Raw genomic sequence first — 25,798 nt, 5'->3', positions numbered from 1 at the left:
GACCGCGGGAGGCCTCGTCAGGGGGGCGGCTCGGCGAGGTTGGTCCGGTCGGGGGTCGGGAAGGACCCGTTGCCGAAGAGCACCCGGGCGGCCGCCGCCCGGCCGGGCGGGGTCCGTAGCAGGGCGAACGCGGCCTCGGCCGCGGCCGGCGAACGCACCTGGTCCAGGCCGTGGCGCATCAGCAGCCGGCCCCGGAACCGGGCCCGCAGCGCGGCCCCGTCGTAGCCGCGCTCGACCCGGTCCGACCGGCGGTGCCGCAGCGCGTCGTCCAGGACGTCGACCGCGAGGTCCGACAGCCGCAGGCACGGGTCGAGGCCGCCTGCGGTGAGCGGGGAGACGGCGCCGGCGGCGTCGCCGACCAGCAGGCCCTCGGCGCACCCGATCCGGCGCAGCAGGCCACCGACCGGGATCGCGCCACCGCGACGCTCGACCTCGTCGGGGCGGTCGGGGGTGGGCAGTCCCGGGGCCCGTGAGGAGAACTGGCGCAGCGCCGCCCGCAGGCCCTGCGGGAACCGGTGGGCGTAGCCGGCGACGCCGACGTGGGCGTGGCGGCCGTCGTCGACGACCCAGGCCAGGTACCCGGGGGCCAGCGACGGGTCGACGACGCAGTGGAACGTCGGTGGCTGTGACGAGCCGGCCGCCACGGCGAACACCTCCTCGGCCCCGGCCAGCAGGTGCCTGTTGCGGTCCAGGCCCAGGTCCCGCGCGACCCGGGAGTGCGCGCCGTCCGCGCCGACCACGAACCGCGCCCGCACGGCGCGGGGTCCGTCCGGACCGACGAGCAGCGACCCGCCGTCGTGCCGTCCGGCGTAGCGGGTGGCCGGCGCGAGCCGGACCCCGACGGTCACGGCGTGCTGCGCGGCGGACCGGTAGAGCGCGGCCATGTCGCCCACGCGGAACTCGTCGCGGTGGCTGTCCAGCCGTACCGGGTGCCGCAGGCTCGGTGGGTACAGGACGACCCGGCGGATCGGCGGGCCCAGGCAGTCCTCCGGCAGCGCGTAGTCCTCCAGGGTCCGCCGTACGAAGATCCCGGTGGTGCGGATCGCGGCGCTCAGCTGCTCCCGTCGGTCCACCAGGAGCACGTCGTGCCCCCGCTCCGCGAGCCGGGTGGCCGTGCGCAGCCCGGCCAGGCTGGCCCCCACGACGAGGACGTCAGCGGTCTCCATGCCGCGACGCTAGGAGCGGGGCCGCACGTCCGGGCGGTCCTGCACCGCCGTCGCACGGTCCCTCCACCGACCCACCACATCCCGACGTCGGGACGGCCGGACCGGATCGCGCCGCAGGTCGCGGCGGACCGGTCCGGCCGTCCCGGCGGCCCGGGCTACTCCGTCGTGATGGCCCGCAGGGTGTCGATGCGGGTCGCCCGCCACGCCGGCAGCACGGCCGCCACGACCCCGACCACGCCCGAGCCGACCAGCACCACGACGACCGTGGTCCACGGCACCGCGAGCACCGCGAGCCCGTCGCCGCTCAGCCCGCGCTGCAGGGCGATGCCGAAGGCCAGCCCCAGGACCACGCCGAGCATGGCGCCGAACACGGTCGTGGCCACCGACTCGATGGTGATGGTCCGTCGCAGCTGCGACCGGGTGAGACCGATGGCCCGCAGCAGGCCGATCTCACGGGTCCGCTCCACCACCGACAGCGCCAGGGTGTTGATCACGCCGAGCGTCGCGATGACCAGGCTGAGGCCCAGCAGCGCGTACAGCAGGCCGAGGACCTGGTTGATCTGGGCGGTCTGCGAGGACGTGAACTCCTCGGCGTCCAGGACCGACAGCGTCAGGAACTCGGCTGCGACGTCGGTCACGTCCGCCCTCACGGCCGCCAGGTCCGCGTCGTCGGCGGCCGCGACCAGCAGCAGCTGCAGGCCCTGACCCTGCAGGGCCACCGTGCCGGCGTCGTACACCTCCTGCGACACGACGGCGTCGGCCGCGAGGATCTGGCTGTCCTCGAACACGGCCACGACCTCGCGGTCGGCGGACTCACCGGTGGCCACCTGCACGGCGACGGTGTCGCCGACGGCCACGCCGCGGTCCTCGGCCTCGGACTCGTTGAGCCAGACGCCGTCGCCGAGCGAGCCCAGGTCGCCGTCGACGGCGGTGATGTCCACCAGGTCGGGGAGCGTCTGCGGGTCGACGGTCATCACGAAGCCGTCCTCGCCGTCGACCGTCACCGGGGTGAACGGCAGCGGCAGGACCGACTCGACGCCGTCGATGCCCGCGACCTGCGCGGTGACGGACGTCGGGACGGTCGGCGCCCCGCCGTCGCTGATGACGAGGTCACCGCGGAACTCGTCGTCGATGACGTCGGCGACGCTGGCCGAGGCGGAGCTGGACAGCACCGACACCGTGCCCACCAGCGCCAGGCCGATCATCAGGGCGCTGGCGGTGGCGGCCGTGCGCCGGGGGTTGCGCAGGCCGTTGCGCTGGGCGAGCCGCCCGACGGCACCGCCGGCGAACGGGGCGGTGAGCAGCCAGACGACCGGCTTGGACACGGCCGGGCTCGCCACGGCGACGCCGAGGAAGACGGCCAGGACGCCGCCGCCCAGCACGGCCAGCGCCTGGGTCTCGACGACGTCGTTCAGGACCAGGGCCATGGTGGCGGCCCCGAGCGCAGCCAGCAGCAGACCCAGCAGGGCCCGGGTCCGGACGGCCGACGTGGGCAGCGCCTGGTCGTCGCGCATGGCGGCGACCGGGGCCACCGAGGACGCGCGGCGGGCGGGCAGCACCGCGGCCAGACCGGTGACGAGCACGCCCACCACCAGGGTGGCGATGATGGTGCGCGGGTTGACGGGAAGCCCGGTCAGGCTGAGCCCGAACAAGGCGCTGACGACCTGCTGGATGCCGGCGGCCAGCCCGATGCCGACGGCCAGCCCGGCCAGCGACCCGACGAGGCCGACCAGCAGCGACTCTCCGAGCACCGAGCTCGTGACCTGACGGCGTGAGGCGCCGATCGCCCGCAGCAGGGCCAGCTCGCGGGTCCGCTGCGCGACCAGCATCGAGAAGGTGTTGAAGATGATGAAGGCGCCGACGAACAGGGCCACCCCGGCGAAGACCAGCAGGAAGATCGACACGAAACCGAGCGCCTGCGACAGCTGCTCCTGCGTCTCATCGGCCTGCGCCTGGCCGGTGATGACCTCGGCGCCGGCCGGGAGGATCGGGGCGATGGCGTCGACGAGCGTCTGCTGAGCCGTCCCGTCGGTCCCGGTCACCGTGAACGACGGGACCTGGCCGCTGGGGGCGAACTGCTCGCGGGCGAGGTCGTCCTGCAGGAGCACGATGGCTGCGCCGGCGGTGGGGGTGTCGTTGGTGGCCTCGCCGACGATGGTGACGTCCGTCGGGGTGCCGTTGACCACGACGACGGTCTCGTCGCCGACGACGAAGCCGGACCGCTCCAGGGTGGACGTCTCGACCGCGACCTCGTCGGCCTGCTCGGGCGCGCGCCCCTCGACGAGACGGATCGACGGGTCGTCGTCGTCCCAGGCGAAGCCGAACGCGGGCGCACCGCCGGAACGCACCGCGGTCCCGTCCGCGCCCTGGATGACGGCGTTGCCCGTCAGCGCCGGGATGGCCCGCTCGACGCCGTCGACGGCCTCGATCTCCTCGCTGAAAGCCAGGTCGAGCCCGCCCAGCTCGGTGTCCTCCGTCAGCCGGACGACGGCGTCGGTGGAGTCCGACGTGGCGAAGATGGCCGAGAACGTCTCGTCGATGGAGTCGGTCAGCACGAACGAGCCGGCCACGAACGCCGTGCCGAGCATCACCGCGAGCCCGGTCAGCAGCAGCCGCACCAGGTGCCCGCGCACGTTGGCGAGCGTGACCTTGAGCATCAGACGTCACCCATGGTCTTCATCCGGTCCAGGACGGACTCGGCCGTGGGGTTGCGCATCTCGTCGACGAAGCTGCCGTCGGCCATGAAGACCACGCGGTCGGCGTAGGCCGCGGCCGACGGCTCGTGGGTGACCATGACGATGCTCTGGCCGAACTCGTCGACGCTGCGGCGCAGGAACCCGAGCACCTCCGCCGAGGACTTGGAGTCCAGGTTGCCCGTGGGCTCGTCGGCGAACACGATCGCGGGCTTGCCCACCAGGGCGCGCGCGGCGGCCACGCGCTGCTGCTGCCCGCCCGACAGCTCGTTGGGTCGGTGGGTGAGACGCGGGCCGAGGCCCAGGATGTCGATGACGGTGTCGTACCAGTCCTGGTCGACCTTGCGGCCGGCGATGTCCAGCGGCAGCGTGATGTTCTCGGCCGCGTTGAGGGTCGGGACCAGGTTGAACGACTGGAAGACGAAGCCGATCCGGTCCCGACGCAGCTTGGTCAGCGCCTTGTCGCCCAGCGTGGACACGTCGATCCCGTCGACGACGACCGTGCCGGCGGTGGGCGTGTCCAGGGCGGCCATGCAGTGCATCAGGGTGGACTTGCCCGAGCCCGAGGGACCCATGATCGCGGTGAACTCGCCGCGGGCGAAGTCGATGTCGACGCCGGCCAGGGCGTGCACGGCGGCCTCGTCCTGGCCGTAGACCTTGGTGAGGCCGCGGGCGGTGGCGACGGAGTCGCCGGAGCCGGCCTCGTGCCGGCCGTGACGGGTGGTGTCGGTGGACGTGGTGGACTCGCTCACGGGCGTTCCGTCTCTGTGTCAGGGATGGGCCGGGCTGGCAGGGCTGCTGCAGGGGTCAGCGTGGCGTTCCGGTGCGCCTAGCGAACCACCTCCCCCCACGTCAGCGTCCAGGGGGATTCCCCCCGATCTCTGCGGCCGTGGGCCCCAGGGGTGTCCCGGAGGTGGTCTCGGGGTGGCGCACCGGGACCAGTCCGACCCCGGGCACAACCGGACGGGGCACCCAGGTGCTTCGTAGGGTGTGAGGGTGACACGGGGGGAGCTGTCGGCCGGGCTGGCCGGTTCGTTCACGGCGATGGCGGAGGCGGAGATGCCCGGGCTCCGCCGGTTCGCGCTCGGGGTGTGCGCCGACCCCCACCGGGCCGACGACCTGGTGCAGGGCGCCCTCGAACGGGTCTACGCGGTGTGGCCGAGGGTCCACGACCTGGAGCGGCCGGGGGCCTACGTCCGCACGGTGCTGGTGAGGTTGGCCCTGCGGGAGCAGCGCCGGCACCGCTGGACCCGGGAGACCAGTACCCCGGAGCCGCTCGACGACCGCAGGACCGACCCCACCGACGCCGCGGTCGAACGGCTCGACCTCACGTCGCTGCTGCGCTGCCTGACGGTGAAGCAACGGGCCGTGGTGATCATGCGCTTCGTCGAGGACCTGCCGTTGGCGGAGGTCGCCGACGTGCTGGGCGTCAGTCACGGCACGGTCAAGCGTCAGTGCCACGACGCTCTGCAGCGGCTGCGGCAGCAGGCCCACGCCACCGCCGAGCCGCCGCTGGCGAGGAGGGCACGATGACCACGACCCCCGACGACGAGACCGTAGCCACGCTGCGAGCCGCCGCCCGGCGGCAGCAGCCCCAGGGAGACCTCGACCTGGACCGCGTGCTGCGCGGCGGTGCGTCGAGGCGACGCGGGAGGGCGCGGCTGCGGGGCGCGCTGGCCTCCGGCGGGGGAGCCGCGGTGGTGGTCCTCGCGGTCGTCTTGGGGGCCGGGCTCGTCGCGCCGGCACCCGCTCCGGACGGCACGGCGGGTCCGGACGGCACGGCGGGTCCGGACGCGAGCTTGTCGCTGCTGCAGCGGCAGCGGACGTCGGTGGACGCCCTGCCGGAGGTCATGGCCGGCGGGGGCGGGGAGGGCGAGATCGTGGCAGGCACCTCGAGGCTGGTGGTGCGGCAGGACGGCGTGGCGTACTTCGCCGGGACCGACGCGTCCGGCCAGGTCTGCCTGGTCGTCCACCTCGAGGCGACCGACGTGGCCGCGACGGCGTGCTCGTCCCCGGGGCGTCCCTTCGAGGAGTTCGGGGCCCAGGTGCAGGTGACAGGCCCGGCCCAGGACTCCGCGTCGGGGTTGCTCGTCCCCGACGGCGCGTCGCCCGCCGACGTCACGCGGATCTCGGCCGGGCTCGGCGGCGACCTGGGCCTCGACGACGCACTGGCGCGCAACCTCTACGCCCGGACCACGGGCGTCGGGGCCGGCGTGGGCGGCTCGGACGCCTCGCGGTCGGGCCCGCCTGCCGTGCCTGACGACGTGCTGGCGCTGCTGCCCCTGCTGGCCCGCCCGGCCGGCCCGGGCGACGAGGTGCCGTCCTGGGTGCTCGGGACGTCGTCGGGTCAGCCGGACGGTGTGGTGCCCAGTACGAGCCGGCGACTCGGGGAGGCGGACGGGACCGAGTTCTGGGCGGCGGTCGACGGCCTCGCCCGGGTGTGCCTGCTGTACCGGCCTGTCGATGAGGACAGCGGCGGGGCGTCCTGCGTCAGCCCGGAGGCGTTCGCCGCCCGCGGTCTGACGGTCACCGGGGCGGTGATCCGTGACGGGACGCCCCTGACGGCGGTCCTGGTCCCGGACTCGTGGACGGCCGAGGGAGGGGGCGACGGCTCCGCCCTGAACCGGATCGGCCTCGACGAGGAGGACACCCGAGCCTCGAACCTGCTGGTGCGGCCGCGCGAGGGGTGACGCGGCGCCGCGCCGCGTCCTCACGCCTCGTCGGCGCCCGGCACCTCCACCGGCACCGGGCGCAGCACGCGGTCCAGGGCGTCCGGGGGCAGCGGTGGAGCAGTACCGCCCTTGGCCGGGCACAGCGCCTGGTGGTCGCACCAGCCGCACATCCGGCTGGGGCTGGGCCGCCAGTCACCGGTGATGGCGGCCTCGCGGATCGCCTGCCACAGCTGCAGGACCGTCCGCTCGAAGGCCGCCAGCTGGGTCTCGTCGACGTCCAGCGGCAGGGTCTGGCCCCGCCCGCCCACGTAGACCAGCTGCACCCGGGTCGGCACCCGGCCCCGGGTGCGCCACAGCAGCAGGGCGTAGAACTTCATCTGGAACAGGGCCCTGGCCTCGAACGCCTCGCTGGGTGCCCGCCCCGTCTTGTAGTCGACGATGCGGATCCGCCCGTCGGGGGCGACGTCCACCCGGTCGACGATGCCCCGCAGCACCAGGTCGTCGGCGACGCGGTGCTCGATGCGGACCTCACGGCCGTCCGGCTCCAGCCGGGTGGGGTCCTCCAGCTCGAACCACCGACCGACCAGGCGTTCGGCCTCGGCCAGCCACACGCGCTCCGTCTCGGCCCGGGCCGCGCCCCGGTCGCCGTCGCCGCCGCTGCGGGTCTCGCTGTCGTCCCCGGTGTCGTCCCCGGTGTCGTCCCCGGTGTCGAAGAGCCCGGACACCTCGGGCCAGCGCTCCACGACCTCGGCGAGGGCCGGGGCCAGCAACGACCGGGCGTGCTCGACCGTGCGCTGCGGCGCGGGCACGTCGAACACCTGCTCCAGGGCGCGGTGGACGACCGTGCCGCGGACCGCCGCCGACGACGGCCGCTCGGCCAGCCGGTCGATCACCCGGAACCGGAACAGCAGCGGGCACTGCTTGAAGTCGCCCGCCCGGGACGGCGACAGGCTGCCGGAACGCTCGTCCGTGCTGAACCCGGTGACGGTGGTCCTGCCCGCGCCGGGCCCGACGGGGGCGCCGGTCGAGGTGACGGGGGTGCCGGTCGGGGCGTCGACGGTGCGGCTGGACATGACGACACGGTAGGTCGGGCCTGCGACAGAACAGCGGACCGTACCGGGCGCGCCCGGCCGGCCCGGTCGCCCGCCGTACCATCGACCGGTGAGCACCCCGGGTCCCCGCCCGTCCACCGGGCGCCCCGGACGCGGTCGCGACCGCCGTCCCGGCCCGGCCCCTGTCGTCGTGAAGGACCTGACGCTGGCCCGGATCGGCGGCGTACCGGTCAAGCTGTCGGCCTCGTGGCTCATCATCGCCGCCGTCATCACCTTCCTGTTCGCGGGCACCGCGTCCAGCGCCACCGGCGTCCCCGGCCTCGGCGCCTACCTCATCGCCTTCGTCCTGGCCGTCCTGCTCGCGGTGTCGGTGCTGCTGCACGAGGCCGGGCACGCCGTGGCCGCCCGCGCCTACGGCCTGCCGGTGACCGAGGTCGTCATCAACCTGTGGGGCGGGCACACGTCGCTGGGCCGGCCCCGGACCCCGGGCGCGTCGGCCGTGGTGTCCGTCGTCGGGCCGCTGGTCAACGTCGCGCTGGCCCTCGTCGCGGAGCTGGTCAGACGGCAGCTGCCGCCCACCGTGCCGGGGTCCGGGCTCGCGGTCGTCGCCTTCCTGCTGCTCGGGCTGGCCGCCACCAACGCCCTGGTCGGGCTGTTCAACCTCGTCCCCGGGCTGCCGCTGGACGGCGGACGGGTGCTGGAGGCGCTGGTCTGGAAGGTCACCGGCGACCAGGACACCGCGGGCGTGGTGGCGGGGTGGGCCGGTCGCGTGGTCGCCGTCGGGCTGGTGGCGTGGCTGCTCCTGCCGCCGTTGCTGGACGGGCGCGTGCCCTCGACGTTCACGATCATCTGGGGCGGTCTCATCGGGCTGTTCCTGTGGCGGGGGGCCTCGGCGTCCCTCAAGGTCGGGCAGTTCCGCCGCCGGGCGGCCGGGGTCGACCTCCGGTCGGTCACCCGTCCGGCCGCGGTCGTCGCGGACTCGGCCGTGGTCGCCCAGCTGGTCGAGCACCTGGACCCCCACGGCCGGCCCGTCGACGTCGTCCTCGTCGACGCCACCGGTCGACCGGTGGCCCTCGTCCCGGGCGGTAGCGTCGCGACCGTGCCCGCCCACCTGCGAACGACCACGCCCGCCTCCGCGCTGGCCCGCGCCCTGCCCCCCGGATCCGTCGTACCGGCCTCGGGCGGTGCGCTCGGCGCCGTCGAGGGCCTCGCCCGCTCCGGCGAGCAGGGCATCGTCCTGGTCGACGACGCCGGCCGTCCGACCGGCCGCGTCCGGCCCGACGACTTCGCCACCGCGATGGGCCTGTCATGACCGAGCCGAGCACCGACGCCGCGCCGGAGCAGGACGTCCGGACGCCCGAGGTGGCGCAGCCGCAGCCGCTGGAGAGCCACCGCACCGGCCCGCTGCACGTCGGTGACCGGGTCCAGCTGACCGATCCCAAGGGTCGGCTGCACACCATCACCCTCGCCGAGGGCAAGGTGTTCCACACCCACCGCGGCGCCATCGCGCACGACGACCTGATCGGGCAGCCCGAGGGGTCCGTGGTCAGGAGCACCGCCGACCTGCAGTACCTCGCGCTGCGCCCGTTGCTCAGCGACTACGTGATGTCGATGCCGCGGGGTGCGGCCGTCATCTACCCCAAGGACTCCGCGCAGATCGTGCACATGGGCGACATCCACCCCGGCGCGCGCGTCCTGGAGGCCGGGGTCGGGTCCGGTGCGCTGACGATGTCGCTGCTGCGGGCCGTGGGGGAGTCCGGCCTGGTCCACTCCGTCGAGCGCCGGCAGGACTTCGCGACCATCGCCCGGACCAACGTCGAGACGTTCTTCGGCGCCGAGCACCCTGCCTGGCAGCTCGAGGTCGGCGACCTGGTCCAGACCCTCGAGGCGCGGGAGGCCGCGGGCGACCCGGTCCGCGTCAACCGCTGCGTGCTGGACATGCTCGCGCCGTGGGAGTGCCTGGACGCGGTGTCGCGCGCCCTGGAGCCCGGCGGCGTCCTGGTCGTCTACGTCGCCACCGCCACGCAGCTGTCGCGGGTCGCCGAGACCGCCAAGGAGGCGGGCTGCTGGACCGAGCCCAGCGCCTGGGAGTCCCTGTCCCGCGGCTGGCACCTGGAGGGGCTGGCCGTCCGGCCGCAGCACCGCATGGTCGGTCACACGGGCTTCCTGATCAGCACCCGCCGGATGGCCGACGGGGTCGAGGCCCCGCGCCGCCGTCGCCGCCCCGCACCGTCCCAGTTCACCGAGGAGGACCCGGGCTGGGGTCGCTGAGCCCTCGCCCAGCCGCCCGCCGGGCGTACCATCCGGCATGGCTCCCGAGCAGCGCCCGGACGACGACCGCTGGCGAGACGACCTCGAGGCCTCGCTGCCCGTGGTCGACGACCGGACGGCTCGCGCCCTGGGGGTGGCGAGCAGCTGGGTCGGCGGTGCCGTAACCGGGGTCGGCCTCGGCGCCGAGCCGGACGGCACGCCCTGCCTGGTGGTCCACGTCGACGCCGGGCAGCCCGCCCCCGACCTGCCCGACACGGTCGAGGGGCTGCCCGTGCGCGTGGTCAGGGGCGGTGCCTTCCACGTGCAGACCGACGAGACCCGGACCGACGACGCCCCTTCCTGACGACGCCCCGTCCTGACCGGCCGCCGCGGGTCCGGGTCCGCGCCGTCAGGGCCAGAGCCGCACACCCAGTGCGACCTGCACCGTCGCGATGGGGTTGAGGATCGTCGCGACGGGCGACCCCGCGAACAGCAGGCCCACCGGCCGGTTCTCCCAGTCCAGCACGAGCGAGCCGCTGTCGCCGCCGGCCGACATGTCGCTGGTGACGATCTGGTTGCAGAACCGGGCGACCTTCCCGCCGCCGAAGTTCACGTCGATGGTGGCGTTGACGACCGTGATCCGGCCGGTGGTGAAGTGGGTGGTCCGACCCGTCTTCTTGACCAGGCCGCCCACCAGCGCGGGCGTGGCGGCAGCCGTGGGGTACCCCGACCAGTAGACGTCCCGGTCGATGGTGTCGAACGGGACCTCGGCCACCGCCGCGTCCACGTAGTTGCAGGTGCCGTCGAACCTGATGGGGATGTAGCGGGCGAGCCGTCCGATCGCGTCGGCCGGCGTACCGCCGTCGAACACGCCCGGCTGGTAGATCGGGTCACCGATGTTCGCGTCGTTGGAGTTGGCCAGGACGTGGTTGTTGCTGAGGACGTAGTACCGCGCCGGCTTGCCCGGCAGCGGTGCGATGTCGTAGCAGCCGGCGGCGATGGTGCCCGCCGTGACCTTCGGGTGGCCCACGCTGTAGCCGGGCCGCACGGGCCGGACCCGCTTGGCGAGGGTCTGCGCGTCGATCTCCTGCAACGGCGAGGGGGCGGTGCCGCCGGCGAACAGCGTCCCCACCTCGAGCACGTCGGTGGGGACGGAGGCCACCGTCCTGGGCACCGAGTCGGCTCGACCCAGCATGGTGCTCGGCAGCTTCTCGCTGACGAGGACCATCACGCTCGGCGTCGTCGTCGTGCTGCCGTCCTTGATCTTGTAGCCCAGCCCGACACCGACCACGTGGTCCTTGTCGAGCAGGCTGTCGCGTGTGCCCTCGAGCGCGTCGGCGGCCTTGCCCAGCTCGTCCGGGAGCGGCGCGGCCTGCGCGTCGAACAGGTCCTTGTCTTCCATCTGACGTCACCTCGTCCGGTCGACCGGACTCGGGTCCCGGGTCCGTCCCGGCCCGCCGGTCGTCCACGCAGGCAGGAGCCCGGGTGGCGGCGGCAGATACCCGACCCGTGACGCACGACACCCCCCTCCACCGGACCTCGCGGGAGCACCGGGGTTACGGTTGGACGCACCTCGAGACGAGTGGAGGGCCCCACGTGGACGAGTCCGGCGAACGGATCAGGACCGAGCGGCTGCAGGACGAGGTCACGCGTGCCCGCGCCGAGGCCGGTCGGGTGGCGATGCAGAACGAGCGGCTCGTCGAGACCCTCAAGGACGCCCGCGAGCAGATCGTCAGCCTGCGCGGCGAGGTCGAGCGCCTCGCCCAGCCGCCCGCCTCCTACGGCACGCTGGTCGCGGTCGGCGACGACGGCACGGCCGACATCACCACCGGTGGGCGCAAGCTCCGGGTCGCGGTGACGCCGGCGGTGCCGACCGCCGACCTGCAGCCCGGCCGGGAGGTCATGCTCAACGAGGCCATGAACGTGGTCGCCGTCACCACGTTCGAGCGGGTGGGTGAGCTCGTCACCCTCAAGCAGCTCCTCCCGCCGGACCGCGCACTGGTCGGGGCGCACGCGGACGAGGAGCGGGTGGTCCGTCTGGCCGCGCCCCTGCTCGGTGTCACGCTGCGGATCGGGGACGCCCTGACCGTCGACACCCGCACCGGGTTCGCCTACGAGCACATCCCCAAGGCCGAGGTCGAGGACCTGGTCCTGGAGGAGGTCCCCGACATCGACTACGCCGACATCGGCGGTCTGGGCTCCCAGATCGAGACCATCCGTGACGCCGTCGAGCTGCCGTTCCTGCACCCGGACCTGTTCGCCGAGCACGGCCTGAAGGCCCCCAAGGGCGTCCTGCTGTACGGCCCGCCCGGCTGCGGCAAGACGCTGATCGCCAAGGCCGTCGCCAACGGCCTGGCCAAGCAGGTGGCCCGGACCCGGGGCGAGGACGGCAGCACCGCCCGCAGCTACTTCCTCAACATCAAGGGCCCGGAGCTGCTCAACAAGTACGTCGGCGAGACCGAGCGGCACATCCGCCTGGTGTTCCAGCGGGCGCGCGAGAAGGCCAGCGAGGGCACACCGGTCGTCGTGTTCTTCGACGAGATGGAGTCCCTGTTCCGCACCCGCGGTTCGGGCGTGTCCAGCGACGTCGAGAACACGATCGTGCCGCAGCTGCTGGCCGAGATCGACGGCGTGGAGCGGCTGGACAACGTCATCGTGATCGGCGCGTCGAACCGCGAGGACATGATCGACCCGGCCATCCTGCGCCCGGGCCGCCTCGACGTGAAGATCAAGATCGAGCGACCCGACGCCGAGGGCGCCAAGGACGTGTTCAGCAAGTACCTCCTCGCGAGCCTGCCCCTGCACGCCGACGACCTGGCCGCGCACGGCGGGAGCACCCGCGCCTGCGTGGAGGACATGATCCAGCGGATCGTCGAGCGGATGTACGCCGAGACCGAGGAGAACCAGTTCCTGGAGGTCACCTACGCCAACGGCGACAAGGAGGTCCTGTACTTCAAGGACTTCAACTCCGGCGCCATGATCCAGAACATCGTCGACCGGGCCAAGAAGATGGCCATCAAGGACCTGCTGACCACGGGTCACCGGGGCATCCGGATGGAGCACCTGTTCGCGGCCGTGGTCGACGAGTTCAAGGAGAACGAGGACCTGCCCAACACGACCAACCCCGACGACTGGGCGCGCATCTCGGGCAAGAAGGGCGAGCGGATCGTGTTCATCCGCACGCTCGTCCAGTCCAAGCAGGGCACCGAGCCCGGTCGCAGCATCGACAACGTGGGCTCCACCGGGCAGTACCTCTAGACGCCGCCGCCCCCAGGACCTTGGACCCTGGTGGGCTCCGCGGCACGCGAGCAGCCTGGACCCATGTCGTACGGGGCCGGACCGCTGCAGGAGCTCGCCTGGGTCGACCTGACGACCCCTGACCTGGACAAGGCCGAGTCCTTCTACTCGGCGCTGCTGGGGTGGGACCTCGAGTCAACCGACACCCCGATGGGTCGCTACGTCGTCGGCTCGGTCGCGGCCGGCCCGGTCGGCGGCATGATGGCGCCGCCGCCGGGCCAGGCGGCCGAGCCGTCGGCCTGGGCGGTGTTCTTCGCCGTGCCGGACGCGACCGAGGCCTACGCGAGCGCCCTCCGCCTGGGGGCGACGGCCCTGCAGCCCCCGATGGAGGTGCCCGGCGGCGTGATCGCGGTGGTCACCGACCCGGCGGGCGCAGCGGTGGGTCTGATGGAGTCCGCCGGCGGGGCCCCGACGGTCCAGGGCACCGCGGGGGCCGTGGCGTGGGTCGAGTCGCAGAGCCGGGACCTGCCGGCGAGCCTGGCGTTCTACCAGCACCTGGGGTGGAGCCCCGGGCCCGTGACGGACGGCTACCACGTCCTCGAGCACGACGGGGCGCAGGTCGCCGGGCTCATGGCGATGCCCGACGAGGTCCCGGCCGAGGTGCCCAGCTACTGGGCGGCGTACTTCGCGGTGACCGACCTGGACCGGGCCTGCACCCGGGTCGAGGAGCTCGGGGGCAGCGTGGTCGTACCGGCCATGACGGTGGAGACCATGCGCTTCGCCTTCGTCACGGACCCCTGCGGCGCGGCCTTCGCCCTGCTCCAGGCCGCCGGCTGAGGACGCCGCCGGGCGTGGGGGACCGGGCCGGCCGGCGGTCGGGCCCGACGGCTGCCGCGGCTGCGACCATCGGCGCCGATGGTCGAGACGCGACCGCGGACAGGAGCCCCCATGGACATCGTCTTCCTCTCCAGCGGCTGGGAGTACCTGCTGCGCATCGTGGTGGTCGCCACGGTCGGCTACCTGTGGCTGGTGCTGCTGCTGCGGGTGTCCGGTGCCCGGACCATGGCCAAGATGACGCCGTTCGACTTCGTCATCACCGTCACGCTGGGATCGGCGTTCGGGCGCACCCTGACCGCGGCCGAGGTCGGCGTCGTCGACGCCATGGTGACGTTCGGGGTGCTCGTGCTGCTGCAGTGGGCCCTGGCCACCGCCCGGGCGAGGTCACGGCGCGTGGCCGCCCTCGTGGACGTCGAGCCGACGGTGCTGTTCCTGGACGGCGAACCCGTCCAGGCCGCCCTGCGTCGTCACCGGATGACCGACAAGGACCTGACCAGCGCGGTCCGGGAGAAGGGCTGGGGCTCGCTCGGGGAGGTGCGGGCCGTGCTGCTGCAGTCCGACGGCCAGTTCGCCGTGGTCGGCCCCGGCAGCTGGGGCGACGGGAGCGCCGTCGAGCCCCACACCCACCGCTGACGCCACCCGGTCCTCGCCCCACGCGCCCCGCCCGCCCCGGCCCGGGGCGACCCGGTCTCCGGGCGCCGGCACCCACCCGTAGCCTGCGAGGCGTGACGACGCGCCGGGTGATGGGGATCGAGACCGAGTACGGCATCACGGCGCCCGGGCGCCCGGACACCAACCCCATGCTGCTGTCCAGCCAGGTCGTCAACGCCTTCGCCAACCGCCCCGGCAGCCGGGTGGGCCGCGCCCGCTGGGACTACGAGGACGAGGCCCCGCTCCGCGACGCCCGCGGCAGCGAGCAGGCCCGCAGCAGCGCGCACCGCAGCCAGCTCACCGACGTCGCCGCCGCCGACGGGGGAGCGATGCCCGACCTGGAGGACCCGGCCACGGCCAACGTCGTGCTGACCAACGGGGCCCGGCTCTACGTCGACCACGCGCACCCCGAGTACTCCTCGCCCGAGGTCACCGGCCCGCGCGCCGCCGTGGTCTGGGACAAGGCGGGCGAGCTGGTGATGCGCGAGGCCGCCGAACGCGTCGCCGCGACCCCGGGCCTGGGCGAGGTCCGGCTGTACAAGAACAACACCGACTCCAAGGGCGCCAGCTACGGCACCCACGAGAACTACCTGCTCAGCCGGGCCACGCCGTTCTCCGACGTCGTCGCCGGGCTGATCCCGTTCTTCGTCACCCGGCAGGTCTTCACCGGGGCGGGACGGGTGTCCATCGGGCCGGACGGCTCGACGCCGGGGTTCCAGCTGTCCCAGCGGGCCGACTTCATCGAGGTCGAGGTCGGTCTGGAGACCACCCTCAAGCGGCCCATCGTCAACACCCGCGACGAGCCGCACGCCAGCGCCGACCGCTACCGGCGCCTGCACGTGATCTTGGGCGACGCCAACCTGCTGGAGACCGCCACCTACCTCAAGGTCGGCACCACGGCGATCGTGCTGGACATGATCGAGGCGCGGACGCTGCCGGACGACCTGGCGCTGTCCGACCCGGTGCGGGCGCTGCACGCCATCAGCCACGACCCCACCCTCACCACGCTCGTCCGCACCCTGGACGGGCGGCAGCTGACCGCGATCGACGTCCAGCGCCGCTACCTGGCGGCGGCCGAGAAGCACGTCAAGGCCCGCCGGGACGACACCGACGTGGTGACGGCCACCGAGACCCGCGACGTCCTCGACCGCTGGGGCGAGGTGCTCGACCGGCTCCAGGCCGACCCGGCCGGCACCCACCGTGACGTGGAGTGGGCCGCCAAGCTGCGCCTGCTGCAGTCCTACCGCGACCGGGACGGCCTGGCCTGGGACAACCCCCGCCTGGCCGCCATCGACGTGCAGTGGTCCGACGTCCGCCCCGACCGCGGGCTCTACCACCGCCTGGTGGCCCGCGGCGAGGTCGAGCGGCTGGTCACCGACGAGGAGGTCAGGGCGGCCGTCGAGCAGCCGCCGGAGGACACCCGGGCGTGGTTCCGGGGCCAGTGCCTGTCCCGGTACGGCAGCGCCGTGGCCGCCGCCAGCTGGGACTCCGTGATCTTCGACGTCCCCGGCCGGGGCGCGCTGCAGCGCGTCCCCACCCCCGAGCCGCTGCGCGGGACCCGCGAGCACGTCGGGGCGCTGCTGGACGCCAACCCGACCGCCACGGCCCTGGTCGAGGCCCTGACCCGGCCCGGGTCGTAGGCTGGTCGAGGTACCGCTGCCGACGACCCGCCGAGGGCCGCGGCACGACGCACGGAGGTGACGGCCATGCCAGGTCAGGAGCAGCAGCGCCCGCAGCGACGCAGCGACGCGCCCGAGGAGACCGACGACGTCGCGGTGCCCGCGACGACGACCGAGACCCCTGCGACCTCCGAGGTGGACTCCCTCCTCGACGAGATCGACGACGTCCTGGAGACCAACTCCGAGGAGTTCGTGCGCGGGTTCGTCCAGAAGGGTGGTCAGTGATCCCCAGCCACGACGGCACCGGCAGGCTGCCCGCAGCCTTCCTGGCGTCCGACACGTCGTCCTTCGTCGAGTTCCTGGGCCGCCACGCCCCCGACACGCTGGCCTCGCTGGCGCCACCACCGGGGACCGCCGGGACCCCGCTGACCCCGCACGCCACCACCATCGTGGCGCTGGCCTGCGCCGACGGCGTCGTGATGGCCGGTGACCGACGGGCCACGGCCGGCAGCGTCATCGCCAGCCGCGACATCGTCAAGGTCCACCCGGCCGACGCCCACTCCGCCATCGGCATCGCGGGGGCCGCGGGCATCGGCCTGGAGATGATCCGGCTGTTCCAGGTCGAGCTCGAGCACTTCGAGAAGATCGAGGGCGCCACGCTCAGCCTGGAGGGCAAGGCCACCCGGCTCGCGGCCATGGTCCGGGGCAACCTGGGCATGGCGCTGCAGGGCCTGGCGGCCGTACCGCTGTTCGCCGGCTGGGACCTGACGCACGCCCGGGGCCGCATCTTCAGCTTCGACGCCACGGGCGGTCGTTACACCGAGTCCGACCACCACTCCATCGGCTCGGGCAGCTACTTCGCCCGCGGCTCGATGAAGAAGCGCTGGCGCCACGGCATCACCACCGCCGAGGCCGCCGCCGTGGCCGTCGAGGCGCTGTTCGACGCGGCCGACGACGACTCCGCCACCGGTGGGCCCGACGTGGTGCGCCGGATCTGGCCGGTGGTGGCCGTGGTCGACGCCGCCGGATACCGAGAGCTGGACGACGAGGCGGTCGAGGCCCTGGTCAGGGACCTGCTCGACCGCCGCCACGACGACGACAACCCCGGAGGGGCCGTGCCCGAGGTCGGGGGGACACCCGCATGAGCCAGCCGTTCTACGTCTCGCCCGAGCAGCTGATGAAGGACCGGGCGGACTTCGCGCGCAAGGGCGTCGCCCGTGGCCGGGCCGTGGTCGTGGTGGCCCACGCCGACGGGATCAGCTTCGCCGGGGAGAACCCGTCCCGGGCGCTGCACAAGGTCAGCGAGATCTACGACCGGATCGCGTTCGCCGCGGTCGGCAAGTACAACGAGTTCGAGAACCTGCGGGTGGCCGGGGTCCGGTACGCCGACCTGCGCGGCTACTCCTACGACCGCTCCGACGTCACCGCTCGCGGTCTGGCCAACGCCTACGCCCAGACCCTGGGTGCGGTGTTCACGCAGGAGTCCAAGCCCTACGAGGTCGAGCTCGTCGTCGCCGAGGTCGGGCCGGCGCCCGACGCGGACCAGCTGTACCGGCTCACCTACGACGGCTCGGTGGTCGAGGAGCACGGCTTCGTCGCGATGGGCGCCGGGGCCGAGCAGATCAGCACCTACCTGCGCGAGCACTGGGACACCGGCCTCGACCACGCGGCGGCCCTGCGGCTCACCGTCGCCGCGCTGGCGGCGGGCGCCCCGGCCGGGGCCGACGGCGCCGCCCGCAGCATCGAGGCCGAGGCGCTGGAGGTCGCGACCCTGGTGCGGGGCCGCCCGCGCCGGGCGTTCCGGCGCCCCGACGTGGACGAGGTCCGCGAGGCCCTGCAGCAGGCGTAGGTCGGTCGCGTACCGTCCTGTCATGGACCGACGGATCCTCGGGCTCGAGACGGAGTACGGCGTCACGTGCGCGTTCGAGGGCACCCGGCGGCTGAGCCCGGACGAGGTGGCCCGGTACCTGTTCCGCAAGGTGGTGTCCTGGGGCCGCTCCAGCAACGTGTTCCTGCGCAACGGCTCCCGGCTGTACCTGGACGTCGGGTCGCACCCGGAGTACGCGACGGCCGAGTGCGACGACGTCCGCAGCCTGGTGGTCCACGACCGGGCGGGGGAACGCATCCTGGAGGGCCTGGCCACCGACGCCGAGCAGCGGCTGAAGGAGGAGGGCGTCAACGGCGAGGTCTTCCTGTTCAAGAACAACACCGACTCGGCCGGCAACTCCTACGGCTGCCACGAGAACTACCTGGTCAGCCGGCACGGCGAGTTCAGCAAGCTGTCCGACACGCTGATCCCGTTCCTGGTGTCCCGGCAGCTGGTGGCCGGCGCGGGCAAGGTCACCCAGACCCCGCGCGGGGCCGTGTTCTCGCTGTCGCAGCGGGCCGACCACATCTGGGAGGGCGTCTCCAGCGCCACCACCCGCAGCCGCCCGATCATCAACACCCGGGACGAGCCGCACGCGGACGCCGAGCACTTCCGCCGGCTGCACGTCATCGTCGGCGACTCGTCCATGTCGGAGACGACGACCCTGCTCAAGGTCGGCTCCGCGGACCTGGTGCTGCGGATGATCGAGGCCGGCCACCCCGTGCGGGACATGACCCTGGAGAACCCGATCCGGGCCATCCGGGAGATCAGCCACGACCTGACCGGACGCCGCCCGGTGCGCCTGGCCAGCGGGCGCACCGCCTCGGCCCTCGACATCCAGGGCGAGTACCTGCTGCGGGCCAAGGCCTTCGTCGAGGCCGGTGGCACCGACGAGGCGGTGGGCACCACGCCGGGCACGTTCAAGCAGGTCCTCGACCTGTGGGAGCGGGCGCTGCGGGCGGTGGAGACCGACGACCTGTCCCTGGTGGAGCGCGAGATCGACTGGGTCATCAAGTACCGGTTGCTGCAGCGGTACATGGACAAGAACTCGATGGGCCTCGACGACGCCCGCATCAGCCGGCTCGACCTGGCCTACCACGACATCAACCGCAACCGGGGCCTGTACTTCCTGATGGCCCGCCGCGGGCTCGTCGAGCGGGTGAGCACCGACCTGGAGGTGTTCGAGGCCACCGTGGTGCCGCCGCAGACGACCAGGGCCAAGCTGCGCGGCGACTTCGTGCGGGCGGCCCAGGAGAAGCACCGGGACTTCACCGTCGACTGGGTGCACCTGAAGCTCAACGACCAGGCCCAGCGGACCGTGCTCTGCAAGGACCCGTTCCGTTCCGTCGACGACCGCGTGGAACGTCTGATCGCCGGGATGTGACGCCACGCCGGGGGCCCGGTCAGGGGCGGTTGTCAGGAAGCACCCAGGAACGGCGCATAGTCTCTGCGGTGATGTCCTCGAACCGGGTGCTCTCACCCCTCCGGTCCAGTGCCCACCCCTCGCGCCGCCTCGCGGTGCCGCCCGGCCGCCGAGGCCTGCGTGCCGCAGCCGTCGGCACCGCCGTCGTGCTCGGCCTCGCGGCCTGCGGCGACGGCGAGAGCGGGGGCGAGGCCAGCGGGGCCGCCAACGCCTCGCTGGACGGGATCGCCGTCGAGGGCGGTTTCGGCGAGCCGCCGACGATCGACTTCGAGGCACCCTTCGAGCTCGAGAGCTCCGAGAGCCAGGTCCTCGAGGAGGGCGACGGCGAGGAGGTCGAGGAGGGCGACACCGTGTCCATCGACTACACGATCGCCTCCGGTACCGACGGCTCCGAGCTCGAGACCAGCTTCGGCACGTCGACGATCAGCCTGCCCCTGGCCGAGGGCCAGACCACCCCGGACCTGATCGAGGCCCTGGTGGGCGAGACGCTGGGCTCCCGCGTGCTCGTCGCGGTCGCCCCGGAGGCCCCGCCGGAGGGTGCGGGGGAGTCGCCCGCGCCGGAGCAGCCCGGCCAGGAGACGATCATCTTCGTCATCGACCTGCTCGAGATCATCCCCGAGCGCGCCGACGGCGAGCCCGTCGACCCGGTCGCCGGCGTCCCCACGGTCGAGACCTCCGAGGAGGGTGACGTCACCGGCATCACCGTGGACGGCGTCGAGCCGCCCGCCGAGCTCGTCGTCACCCCCGTCGTCCAGGGCGACGGCGACGAGGTGCAGGCCACCGACACCGTGACGATCCACTACTCCGGCGTCCTGGCCGCCGACGGCACGCCCTTCGACTCCTCCTGGGACCGCGGCGCCCCCACCTCGTTCCCGCTGGGCAACCTCATCCAGGGCTGGCAGGAGGGCCTGACCGGGGTCCCCGTCGGCAGCCGTGTGGTGCTGCAGGTCCCGGCCGAGCTCGGCTACGGCGAGGCGGGCAGCCCCCCCACCATCCCCGCGAACGCGCCGCTGGTCTTCGTCATCGACGTGCTCGACACCGCCGCCGCCCCCGAGGCGCCGGCCGAGCCCGCCCCGGAGTCCTCGGAGTAGCAGTACCCTCCTGCGCGGCCCCTGGCGCAGGAGGAGGTGGGCGGCATGTCGGGTTCCCGGACCGAACGGCTGCTCAACCTCGTCATCGCGCTGCGTGCCACCCGTCGTGGCATGCGGCGCGAGGACCTGCGCCGGGCCGTGCCGCAGTACGCCGCCTCGCCCAGCGAGACGGCCTTCGAGCGGATGTTCGAGCGTGACAAGGAGGACCTCCGTCAGATCGGGGTCCCGATCGTCACCGTGCCCAGCGACGTGCTCGTGGACGCCGACGACGCGTACCGGATCGACGCCGGGGCCTACGAGCTGCCGCCGGTGACCTTCACGCCCGCGGAGGTCGCCGTGCTGGGTCTCGCGGCCCACGTCTGGCAGCAGGCGGACCTGGCGGTGCCGGCGGCGCGGGCCCTCACCAAGCTCAAGGCGGTGGGTGCCTCCGACGACCCGATGCGGGCCGTGGACGCGGCCCGGGACCTGGCCGGTCTCGTCGACCCGGTGGTGCGGACCGTGGAGCGGTCGTTCTCGCCCCTGCACGACGCGCTGCGCCTCGGCCAGGTCGTCCGGTTCGCGTACCGGCGACCCGACGGGCAGCGGGCGGTCCGGACGGTCGAGCCCTGGCGCCTGGTCCTGCGGGCCGGCACCTGGTACCTGGTCGGGCTCGACGACGACCGCGGGGCCGCCCGGGTGTTCCGGCTCAGCCGCATCGACGGCGCCGTCACCGTGGTGCGGGGACGACGCGCGGCCCCGCCGCCCGACGAGGCGGCCGTCACGCAGGCGCTGCACGTGCTGCGCGCGGTGGACGGGCCGGCCGGTCCCCGCAGCGGACCGCAACGGGTGGCCGTGCTCCGGCTCGCCCCCGGCCGCGGCGGGCGGCTGCGGGCGATGGCCGTGCGCTCCGGCGACGACCCCGGCGACGGCGACGAGGTGCGCGTCCGGCTGTACGGCGGCGACCCCGACCGGGCCGACCACCTGCCCTGGGTCGTGGTGGAGGCCGTCGCGGCCACCGGCCCCGACGTGCAGGTCATCGAGCCGTTCGAGCTGGTCCAGGCGGTCGACGTGGTCTGGCGCGCCGCCCTGGCCCGCCACAGCAGCCCCGCCGGGGAGCCCGACGCCCTCGCCGGCCCGCCGTCCGCGGTGGCCCCGGCGGCGCACGGTCCGGGGGCCACCGAACGGCTGTCCCGCCTGCTGGCCATGGTGCCGTTCGTGCTGCGGCGCGAGGGGGTCACCCTCACCGAGCTGGCCGGGCACTTCGAGGTCTCCGAGAAGCAGGTGGTCAAGGACCTGGAGCTGCTCTTCGTCTGCGGCACGCCCGGCCACCTGCCGGACGACCTCATCGAGGCCGACTGGGAGGGGGGTGTCGTCCGGATCGGCAACGCCGAGCCGATCAGCCGGCCGTTGCGCCTCACCGGCGAGGAGGCCGTGGTGCTGCTGCTGGGTCTGCGGCTCCTGGAGGAGGTCCCCGGGCCGCACGACCGGGGCGCGCTCACCTCGGCCGCGACCACGTTGGAGCTGCTCACGGTCGGTCAGGACGTGCACGTCGGCCTCGTCCCCGACCCGTGGGGGCCGCCGCGGCACGCCGACACGGTCACCCGGGCCCTGCTCGGGCACCACCGGCTCCGGCTGCGGTACCTGTCCGCCGGGCGGGACGAGCTGTCCGTGCGCGACGTCGACCCGCAGCGCATCGTCCACGAGTCGGGTCGGCACTACCTGCAGGGCTGGTGCCACCGGGCCCACGAGGTCCGCCTGTTCCGCCTCGACCGCGTCGTGTCGGCCGAGGTGCTCGACGTCGAGGTGCCCGCCACCCCCGGCCGGAGCCACGTCCCCGCGGCCGTCGGGTCGTCGCTGCACGGGCAGGTGCCGCCCTCGCCGGCGGACCTCGCCGTGCTGATCCGGCTCCACCGCGGCGCGCAGTGGGTGGCGGAGAGCTACCCGGTGGAGGACGTGGCGGTCGGCGAGGGCACCCGCGACGTCCGGATGCGGGTGGCCGACCCGGCCCGGGTGGTGCGGCTGGTGCTGGGGCTGGGCGGGCGCGCCGAGGTGCTCGCCCCCGCGTCGGTGCGGGCGGCCGTCGCCGGTGCCGCCGCCGCGGCGCTGGACCGTTCGGGTGGTCCTGGACCCCCGCCGCGGGCCGCAGAGGCCCACTAGCACCGCGAATCCGGACACGACGCCGTCCCGGCGTTCAAGTTCTCGGGCTGCCCTGCCGAACCGTTGTCACACGAGGAGCCGCCACCGGCTCCCGGAACAGGCCCAGCAGGGCCGGACAGCGAGGAGGGCGACATGACGGTCATCAAGGCGTCGTGCCCGTCGTGCGGAGATGTCGAGCTCACGCCGCGGCAGGTCCGTCTCGTCGTGTGCTCGGTCGAGGACCGGAGCTTCTACAGCTTCTCGTGCTCGGAGTGCGGCGACGAGGTCAGGAAGCCGGCCGGGGGCGACGTCGTCGCCCTGCTGCGCACCGGTGGGGTCCTGCCCGAGCGCTGGGTCATCCCGGCGGAGGCGCTCGAGCCGCACGCCGGGCCCGCCCTGTCCCACGACGACCTGCTCGACTTCTGCCTCTGGCTGGAGTCCGCCGACCTGGTGTCCGCCGCGGCCCAGACCCACGACCGGCCCCGCCCGGCGGGGGAGTCCGCGACCCTCTGACCCCGAGGTGACGGCGGACGCGGGGGCCACCCGAGCGCTGGGGCAGGTTGCCGGGCAACGGTCAGCCACCGTTGCCCCCGGGCCCGCCCACGACCGGCTAGCGTGTCGGTCGTGGGATGGGTCCTTGCGTGCGTGCTGATAGCGCTGGTCGGGCTCATCTACCTGTTCCTGCAGGCCCGCGAGGTGTGGCGCAAGTCCCGCCTGCTGCTCGGCGAGATCGAGACCGCCGCGGCTCGCGCGGGAGAGGCGTCGCAGCCCTCCTCGCGTCCCACGGACGTTCGTGAGACGTAGACTCCTCGCCATCGACCTATGGAGGTAGGCGCATGTTCCGGAACCTCATCGACCAGCCGTTCGCGCTCGTCATCATCATCCTCGCCGTCGTGGTCCTCTTCGGGTACAAGCGTCTGCCCGACGCCGCCCGGCAGATCGGTCGATCGATGAGGATCTTCAAGAGCGAGGTCAAGACCATGAAGGACGAGGGCAAGGACGACAAGCCCGCGGCCCCCGCTCGCCCCGCGACGCCCGACAACGCCACCGAGCCGCTCGAGGGCCGCGTGATCGCCGACGACCACGCCCCCCGCGTCGACCCGGTCGACGAGCCGCGCAGGACCGACCCGGCCCGTCACGACGTCTGACCCGTCCTTCATCGCCTGACGCCAGGAGGCGACCGTGCTCCGCAAGGCCCGCACCCCTGATGGCCGCATGCCGTTGCGGGCGCACCTCGTCGAGCTGCGCAACCGGTTCTTCGTCTCGACCGCGTTCATCGTCCTCGGTGCCATCGGGGGCTGGTTCGTCTACCCCTGGCTGATCTCGGAGCTCGTCACCCCGATCCAGGTCGCCTCCGCCGCCAACGACATGGAGCTCGACCTCCGGTTCGCGTCACCGACCGAGGCGTTCGACCAGCGGATCAAGCTGTCGCTGTGGATCGGCCTGATCGGGTCCAGCCCGGTCTGGATCTACCAGGTCTGGGCGTTCATCACGCCCGGGCTCACCCGCAAGGAGCGCTGGTACTCCGTCGGGTTCCTCGCGGCGTCGGTCCCGCTGTTCCTGTCCGGCGTGGCCCTGGCCTGGCTGGTGCTGCCCAACGCGTTCATCTTCCTCACCGGGCTCAACCCCGAGGAGGTCGGCAGCATCTTCGACTTCAGCCTGTACCTGTCGTTCGTCACCCGGGTCGCGCTCGGGTTCGGCATCGCGTTCCTGCTGCCCGTGGTCATGGTGGCCCTCAACTTCGCCGGGCTGGCCAGCGGCCGCGCGCTGCTCAAGGGCTGGCGCGTCGCCATCGTGGCCTCGTTCGTCTTCGCGGCCATCGCCAGCCCGACGCCCGACATCATCGTCATGTTCACCCTCGCCATCCCCATCGTCGGCCTGTACTGGGTCGCGGTGGGCATCGCCTGCGTCAACGACTGGCGCCGGCGCCGCCGCGACGGCACCGCCGGGCTGGACGACGACGAGGCCTCGGTCCTGGACGAGGAGCCGTCGGAGCTCGACGAGGAGCCCTCTCCCGTCGACAAGCCCTGACCCTCCCGGCCCGGCCGCCGACCCGTGCCCCCGGGCGAGCCTGACGGGGTCGGCGCAGGATCCGGGTATGTTCCGGCCGTGAGGGACCGGGACCGCGACGACGCGGCGGCAACGACGACGCCCCAGGACTCCGGCCTCCGGGTCGCCCTGCTCATCAACCCCAGCTCGGGCGGCGGCCGCGGGGCCGGCATCGGCGAGGCGGCCGTGGTCCGGCTGCGAGGCCTCGGCCACCAGGTCGAGCGGGTCGTCGCCGCCGACGCCGCCACGGCCGAGCGCCTGGCCCGCGAGGCCGTCACCAGGACCGGCGACGAGCGCGTCGACGCGCTGGTCGTGGTCGGCGGCGACGGGGTGGTGCACCTCGGGGTCAACGTGGTCAGCGGGACCGACGTCCCGCTCGGGGTGGTGCCCGCCGGCACCGGCAACGACGTCTCGCGCGCCTGGGGCCTGCCGGCCGACCCGGTCGCCGCCGTGGACACCATCGACGCCTGCCTGCGGCTGGGGTCGGTCCGCCGGGTGGACGGGATGCAGGTCGAGCAGCTGAGCCCGGACGGCAGCGTGGCCGCCGCACGCTGGGTCGCGGGGGTGACCGCGGCCGGGTTCGACGCCGTCGTCAACGAACGGGCCAACGGCTGGCGCTGGCCGCGCGGCGCGGCGCGGTACAACCTGGCTATCGTCCGCGAGCTGCCGCTGTTCCGCCCGGTCCCGTACCGGCTGCACCTCGACGGCGAGGAGTGGCGCACCGAGGGCCTGCTCGTCGCCGTGGCCAACACCAGCTCCTACGGCGGGGGGATGCACATCGCGCCCCACGCGGACCACGGCGACGGGCTGCTGGACGTGGTCGTGGTCACCCCGGTCGCGCTGCACCGGTTCGTCCGGCTGTTCCCCCGGGTGTACGCCGGGACCCACGTCGAGATCGACGCCGTCGAGGTGCGGCGTGCCCGGCAGGTCGAGGTCCACGTCGACCCGCTCGGACGCCACCCGCGACCCATCGTGGCCTACGGCGACGGCGAGCGGCTGGGGCCGCTGCCGCGACGGTTCACCGCTCACGGCGGGGCGGTGGCGGTGCTGTCTCCCGCACGCACGTAACCTGGGAC

Annotated in this window: 25 protein-coding genes; 20 read left to right on the top strand and 5 right to left on the bottom strand. The window is 73.9% G+C overall.

The features are described from left to right. Nucleotides 1-17 precede the first annotated feature (17 nt). From ACR80Q_RS11475 to ACR80Q_RS11465, 3 genes are all read right to left on the bottom strand, one after another. On the bottom strand, nt 18-1,166 hold the full coding sequence (locus ACR80Q_RS11475; RefSeq protein ID WP_435377746.1) for an NAD(P)/FAD-dependent oxidoreductase: 1,149 nt from the start codon (nt 1,164-1,166) through the stop codon (nt 18-20). Nucleotides 1,167-1,321: 155 nt separating this feature from the next. Beyond that, entirely contained in the window at nt 1,322-3,823 is a 2,502-nt protein-coding gene (locus tag ACR80Q_RS11470) for an ABC transporter permease (RefSeq protein ID WP_435377745.1), read from the bottom strand. Continuing rightward, entirely contained in the window at nt 3,823-4,611 is a 789-nt protein-coding gene (locus tag ACR80Q_RS11465) for an ABC transporter ATP-binding protein (protein ID WP_435377744.1), read from the bottom strand. The genes ACR80Q_RS11470 and ACR80Q_RS11465 overlap by 1 nt, the downstream gene beginning before the upstream one ends. 244 nt (nt 4,612-4,855) lie before the next feature. Here ACR80Q_RS11465 and ACR80Q_RS11460 point away from each other — a divergent pair, with 244 nt between their 5' ends. Next, the gene (locus ACR80Q_RS11460) at nt 4,856-5,392 is read left to right on the top strand and encodes a sigma-70 family RNA polymerase sigma factor (protein ID WP_435377743.1); all 537 of its coding nucleotides are present in this window, start codon (nt 4,856-4,858) and stop codon (nt 5,390-5,392) included. Continuing rightward, nucleotides 5,389-6,549, top strand: coding sequence for a hypothetical protein (locus ACR80Q_RS11455; RefSeq protein WP_435377742.1), 1,161 nt, complete (start codon nt 5,389-5,391; stop codon nt 6,547-6,549). Before ACR80Q_RS11460 ends, ACR80Q_RS11455 begins: the two co-directional genes overlap by 4 nt. A gap of 20 nt (nt 6,550-6,569) precedes the next feature. On the opposite strand, the gene ACR80Q_RS11450 is transcribed toward ACR80Q_RS11455, so the two are convergent. After that, nucleotides 6,570-7,604 carry a RecB family exonuclease gene (locus ACR80Q_RS11450; RefSeq protein WP_435377741.1) on the bottom strand — a complete coding sequence of 345 codons (1,035 nt, stop codon included), beginning with the start codon at nt 7,602-7,604 and terminating at the stop codon, nt 6,570-6,572. A gap of 88 nt (nt 7,605-7,692) precedes the next feature. Between ACR80Q_RS11450 and ACR80Q_RS11445 the strand changes: the two genes are divergently transcribed. The 3 genes from ACR80Q_RS11445 to ACR80Q_RS11435 are packed head-to-tail and all read left to right on the top strand — an operon-like array spanning nt 7,693 to nt 10,197. After that, nucleotides 7,693-8,895 carry a site-2 protease family protein gene (locus ACR80Q_RS11445; RefSeq protein WP_435377740.1) on the top strand — a complete coding sequence of 401 codons (1,203 nt, stop codon included), beginning with the start codon at nt 7,693-7,695 and terminating at the stop codon, nt 8,893-8,895. Continuing rightward, nucleotides 8,892-9,854, top strand: a complete 963-nt coding sequence (locus ACR80Q_RS11440; RefSeq protein WP_435377739.1) for a tRNA (adenine-N1)-methyltransferase — start codon at nt 8,892-8,894, stop codon at nt 9,852-9,854. Before ACR80Q_RS11445 ends, ACR80Q_RS11440 begins: the two co-directional genes overlap by 4 nt. Before the next feature lie 37 nt (nt 9,855-9,891). Continuing rightward, complete coding sequence (locus ACR80Q_RS11435; RefSeq protein WP_435377738.1) at nt 9,892-10,197, top strand: hypothetical protein; 306 nt, start codon at nt 9,892-9,894, stop codon at nt 10,195-10,197. Between the two features lie 45 nt (nt 10,198-10,242). Here the strand turns inward: ACR80Q_RS11435 and ACR80Q_RS11430 are convergent, their stop codons facing one another. Next, the gene (locus ACR80Q_RS11430) at nt 10,243-11,235 is read right to left on the bottom strand and encodes a trypsin-like peptidase domain-containing protein (protein WP_435377737.1); all 993 of its coding nucleotides are present in this window, start codon (nt 11,233-11,235) and stop codon (nt 10,243-10,245) included. A 278-nt stretch (nt 11,236-11,513) separates the two neighbouring features. Here ACR80Q_RS11430 and arc point away from each other — a divergent pair, with 278 nt between their 5' ends. The 15 genes from arc (at nt 11,514) to ACR80Q_RS11355 (ending at nt 25,790) form a co-directional block, all read left to right on the top strand. Then, nucleotides 11,514-13,091 (top strand): proteasome ATPase, encoded by a 1,578-nt coding sequence (arc, locus tag ACR80Q_RS11425; protein ID WP_435377799.1) that lies wholly within the window; start codon nt 11,514-11,516, stop codon nt 13,089-13,091. A gap of 63 nt (nt 13,092-13,154) precedes the next feature. Beyond that, nucleotides 13,155-13,907 (top strand): VOC family protein, encoded by a 753-nt coding sequence (locus ACR80Q_RS11420; protein ID WP_435377736.1) that lies wholly within the window; start codon nt 13,155-13,157, stop codon nt 13,905-13,907. Between the two features lie 111 nt (nt 13,908-14,018). Beyond that, nucleotides 14,019-14,540: a DUF421 domain-containing protein gene (locus ACR80Q_RS11415; RefSeq protein WP_435377735.1), complete on the top strand. Its 522-nt coding sequence runs from the start codon at nt 14,019-14,021 to the stop codon at nt 14,538-14,540. 92 nt (nt 14,541-14,632) lie between these two features. After that, nucleotides 14,633-16,198 (top strand): depupylase/deamidase Dop, encoded by a 1,566-nt coding sequence (dop, locus tag ACR80Q_RS11410; RefSeq protein ID WP_435377734.1) that lies wholly within the window; start codon nt 14,633-14,635, stop codon nt 16,196-16,198. A gap of 66 nt (nt 16,199-16,264) precedes the next feature. Continuing rightward, the gene (locus ACR80Q_RS11405) at nt 16,265-16,462 is read left to right on the top strand and encodes a ubiquitin-like protein Pup (protein ID WP_435377733.1); all 198 of its coding nucleotides are present in this window, start codon (nt 16,265-16,267) and stop codon (nt 16,460-16,462) included. Beyond that, nucleotides 16,462-17,322: a proteasome subunit beta gene (gene prcB, locus ACR80Q_RS11400; RefSeq protein WP_435377798.1), complete on the top strand. Its 861-nt coding sequence runs from the start codon at nt 16,462-16,464 to the stop codon at nt 17,320-17,322. The genes ACR80Q_RS11405 and prcB overlap by 1 nt, the downstream gene beginning before the upstream one ends. Then, entirely contained in the window at nt 17,319-18,026 is a 708-nt protein-coding gene (prcA, locus tag ACR80Q_RS11395) for a proteasome subunit alpha (RefSeq protein ID WP_435377732.1), read from the top strand. The genes prcB and prcA overlap by 4 nt, the downstream gene beginning before the upstream one ends. 22 nt (nt 18,027-18,048) lie before the next feature. Then, entirely contained in the window at nt 18,049-19,428 is a 1,380-nt protein-coding gene (gene pafA / locus ACR80Q_RS11390; RefSeq protein ID WP_435377731.1) for a Pup--protein ligase, read from the top strand. 86 nt (nt 19,429-19,514) lie between these two features. Then, nucleotides 19,515-20,558 (top strand): FKBP-type peptidyl-prolyl cis-trans isomerase, encoded by a 1,044-nt coding sequence (locus ACR80Q_RS11385; protein WP_435377730.1) that lies wholly within the window; start codon nt 19,515-19,517, stop codon nt 20,556-20,558. A 45-nt stretch (nt 20,559-20,603) separates the two neighbouring features. Further along, entirely contained in the window at nt 20,604-22,694 is a 2,091-nt protein-coding gene (locus ACR80Q_RS11380) for a helix-turn-helix transcriptional regulator (RefSeq protein WP_435377729.1), read from the top strand. A gap of 132 nt (nt 22,695-22,826) precedes the next feature. Then, entirely contained in the window at nt 22,827-23,186 is a 360-nt protein-coding gene (locus ACR80Q_RS11375) for a hypothetical protein (protein WP_435377728.1), read from the top strand. Between the two features lie 132 nt (nt 23,187-23,318). Further along, the gene (locus ACR80Q_RS11370) at nt 23,319-23,477 is read left to right on the top strand and encodes a hypothetical protein (RefSeq protein WP_435377727.1); all 159 of its coding nucleotides are present in this window, start codon (nt 23,319-23,321) and stop codon (nt 23,475-23,477) included. A gap of 32 nt (nt 23,478-23,509) precedes the next feature. Then, nucleotides 23,510-23,821: a Sec-independent protein translocase subunit TatA gene (gene tatA / locus ACR80Q_RS11365; RefSeq protein ID WP_435377726.1), complete on the top strand. Its 312-nt coding sequence runs from the start codon at nt 23,510-23,512 to the stop codon at nt 23,819-23,821. 34 nt (nt 23,822-23,855) lie between these two features. Further along, nucleotides 23,856-24,704, top strand: a complete 849-nt coding sequence (gene tatC / locus ACR80Q_RS11360) for a twin-arginine translocase subunit TatC (protein ID WP_435377725.1) — start codon at nt 23,856-23,858, stop codon at nt 24,702-24,704. A gap of 78 nt (nt 24,705-24,782) precedes the next feature. Next, a complete protein-coding gene (locus ACR80Q_RS11355; RefSeq protein ID WP_435377724.1) occupies nt 24,783-25,790 on the top strand; it encodes a diacylglycerol kinase family protein in 1,008 nt (335 codons plus the stop codon). The last annotated feature ends 8 nt before the right edge of the window (nt 25,791-25,798 follow it).

Origin of the sequence: Aquipuribacter aurantiacus, assembly GCF_051216895.1 — a bacterium.
Lineage (GTDB): Bacteria > Actinomycetota > Actinomycetes > Actinomycetales > JBBAYJ01 > Aquipuribacter.
Note: the sequence above shows the minus strand (reverse complement) of the source record. Positions and strands in the feature narration are given on the sequence as shown.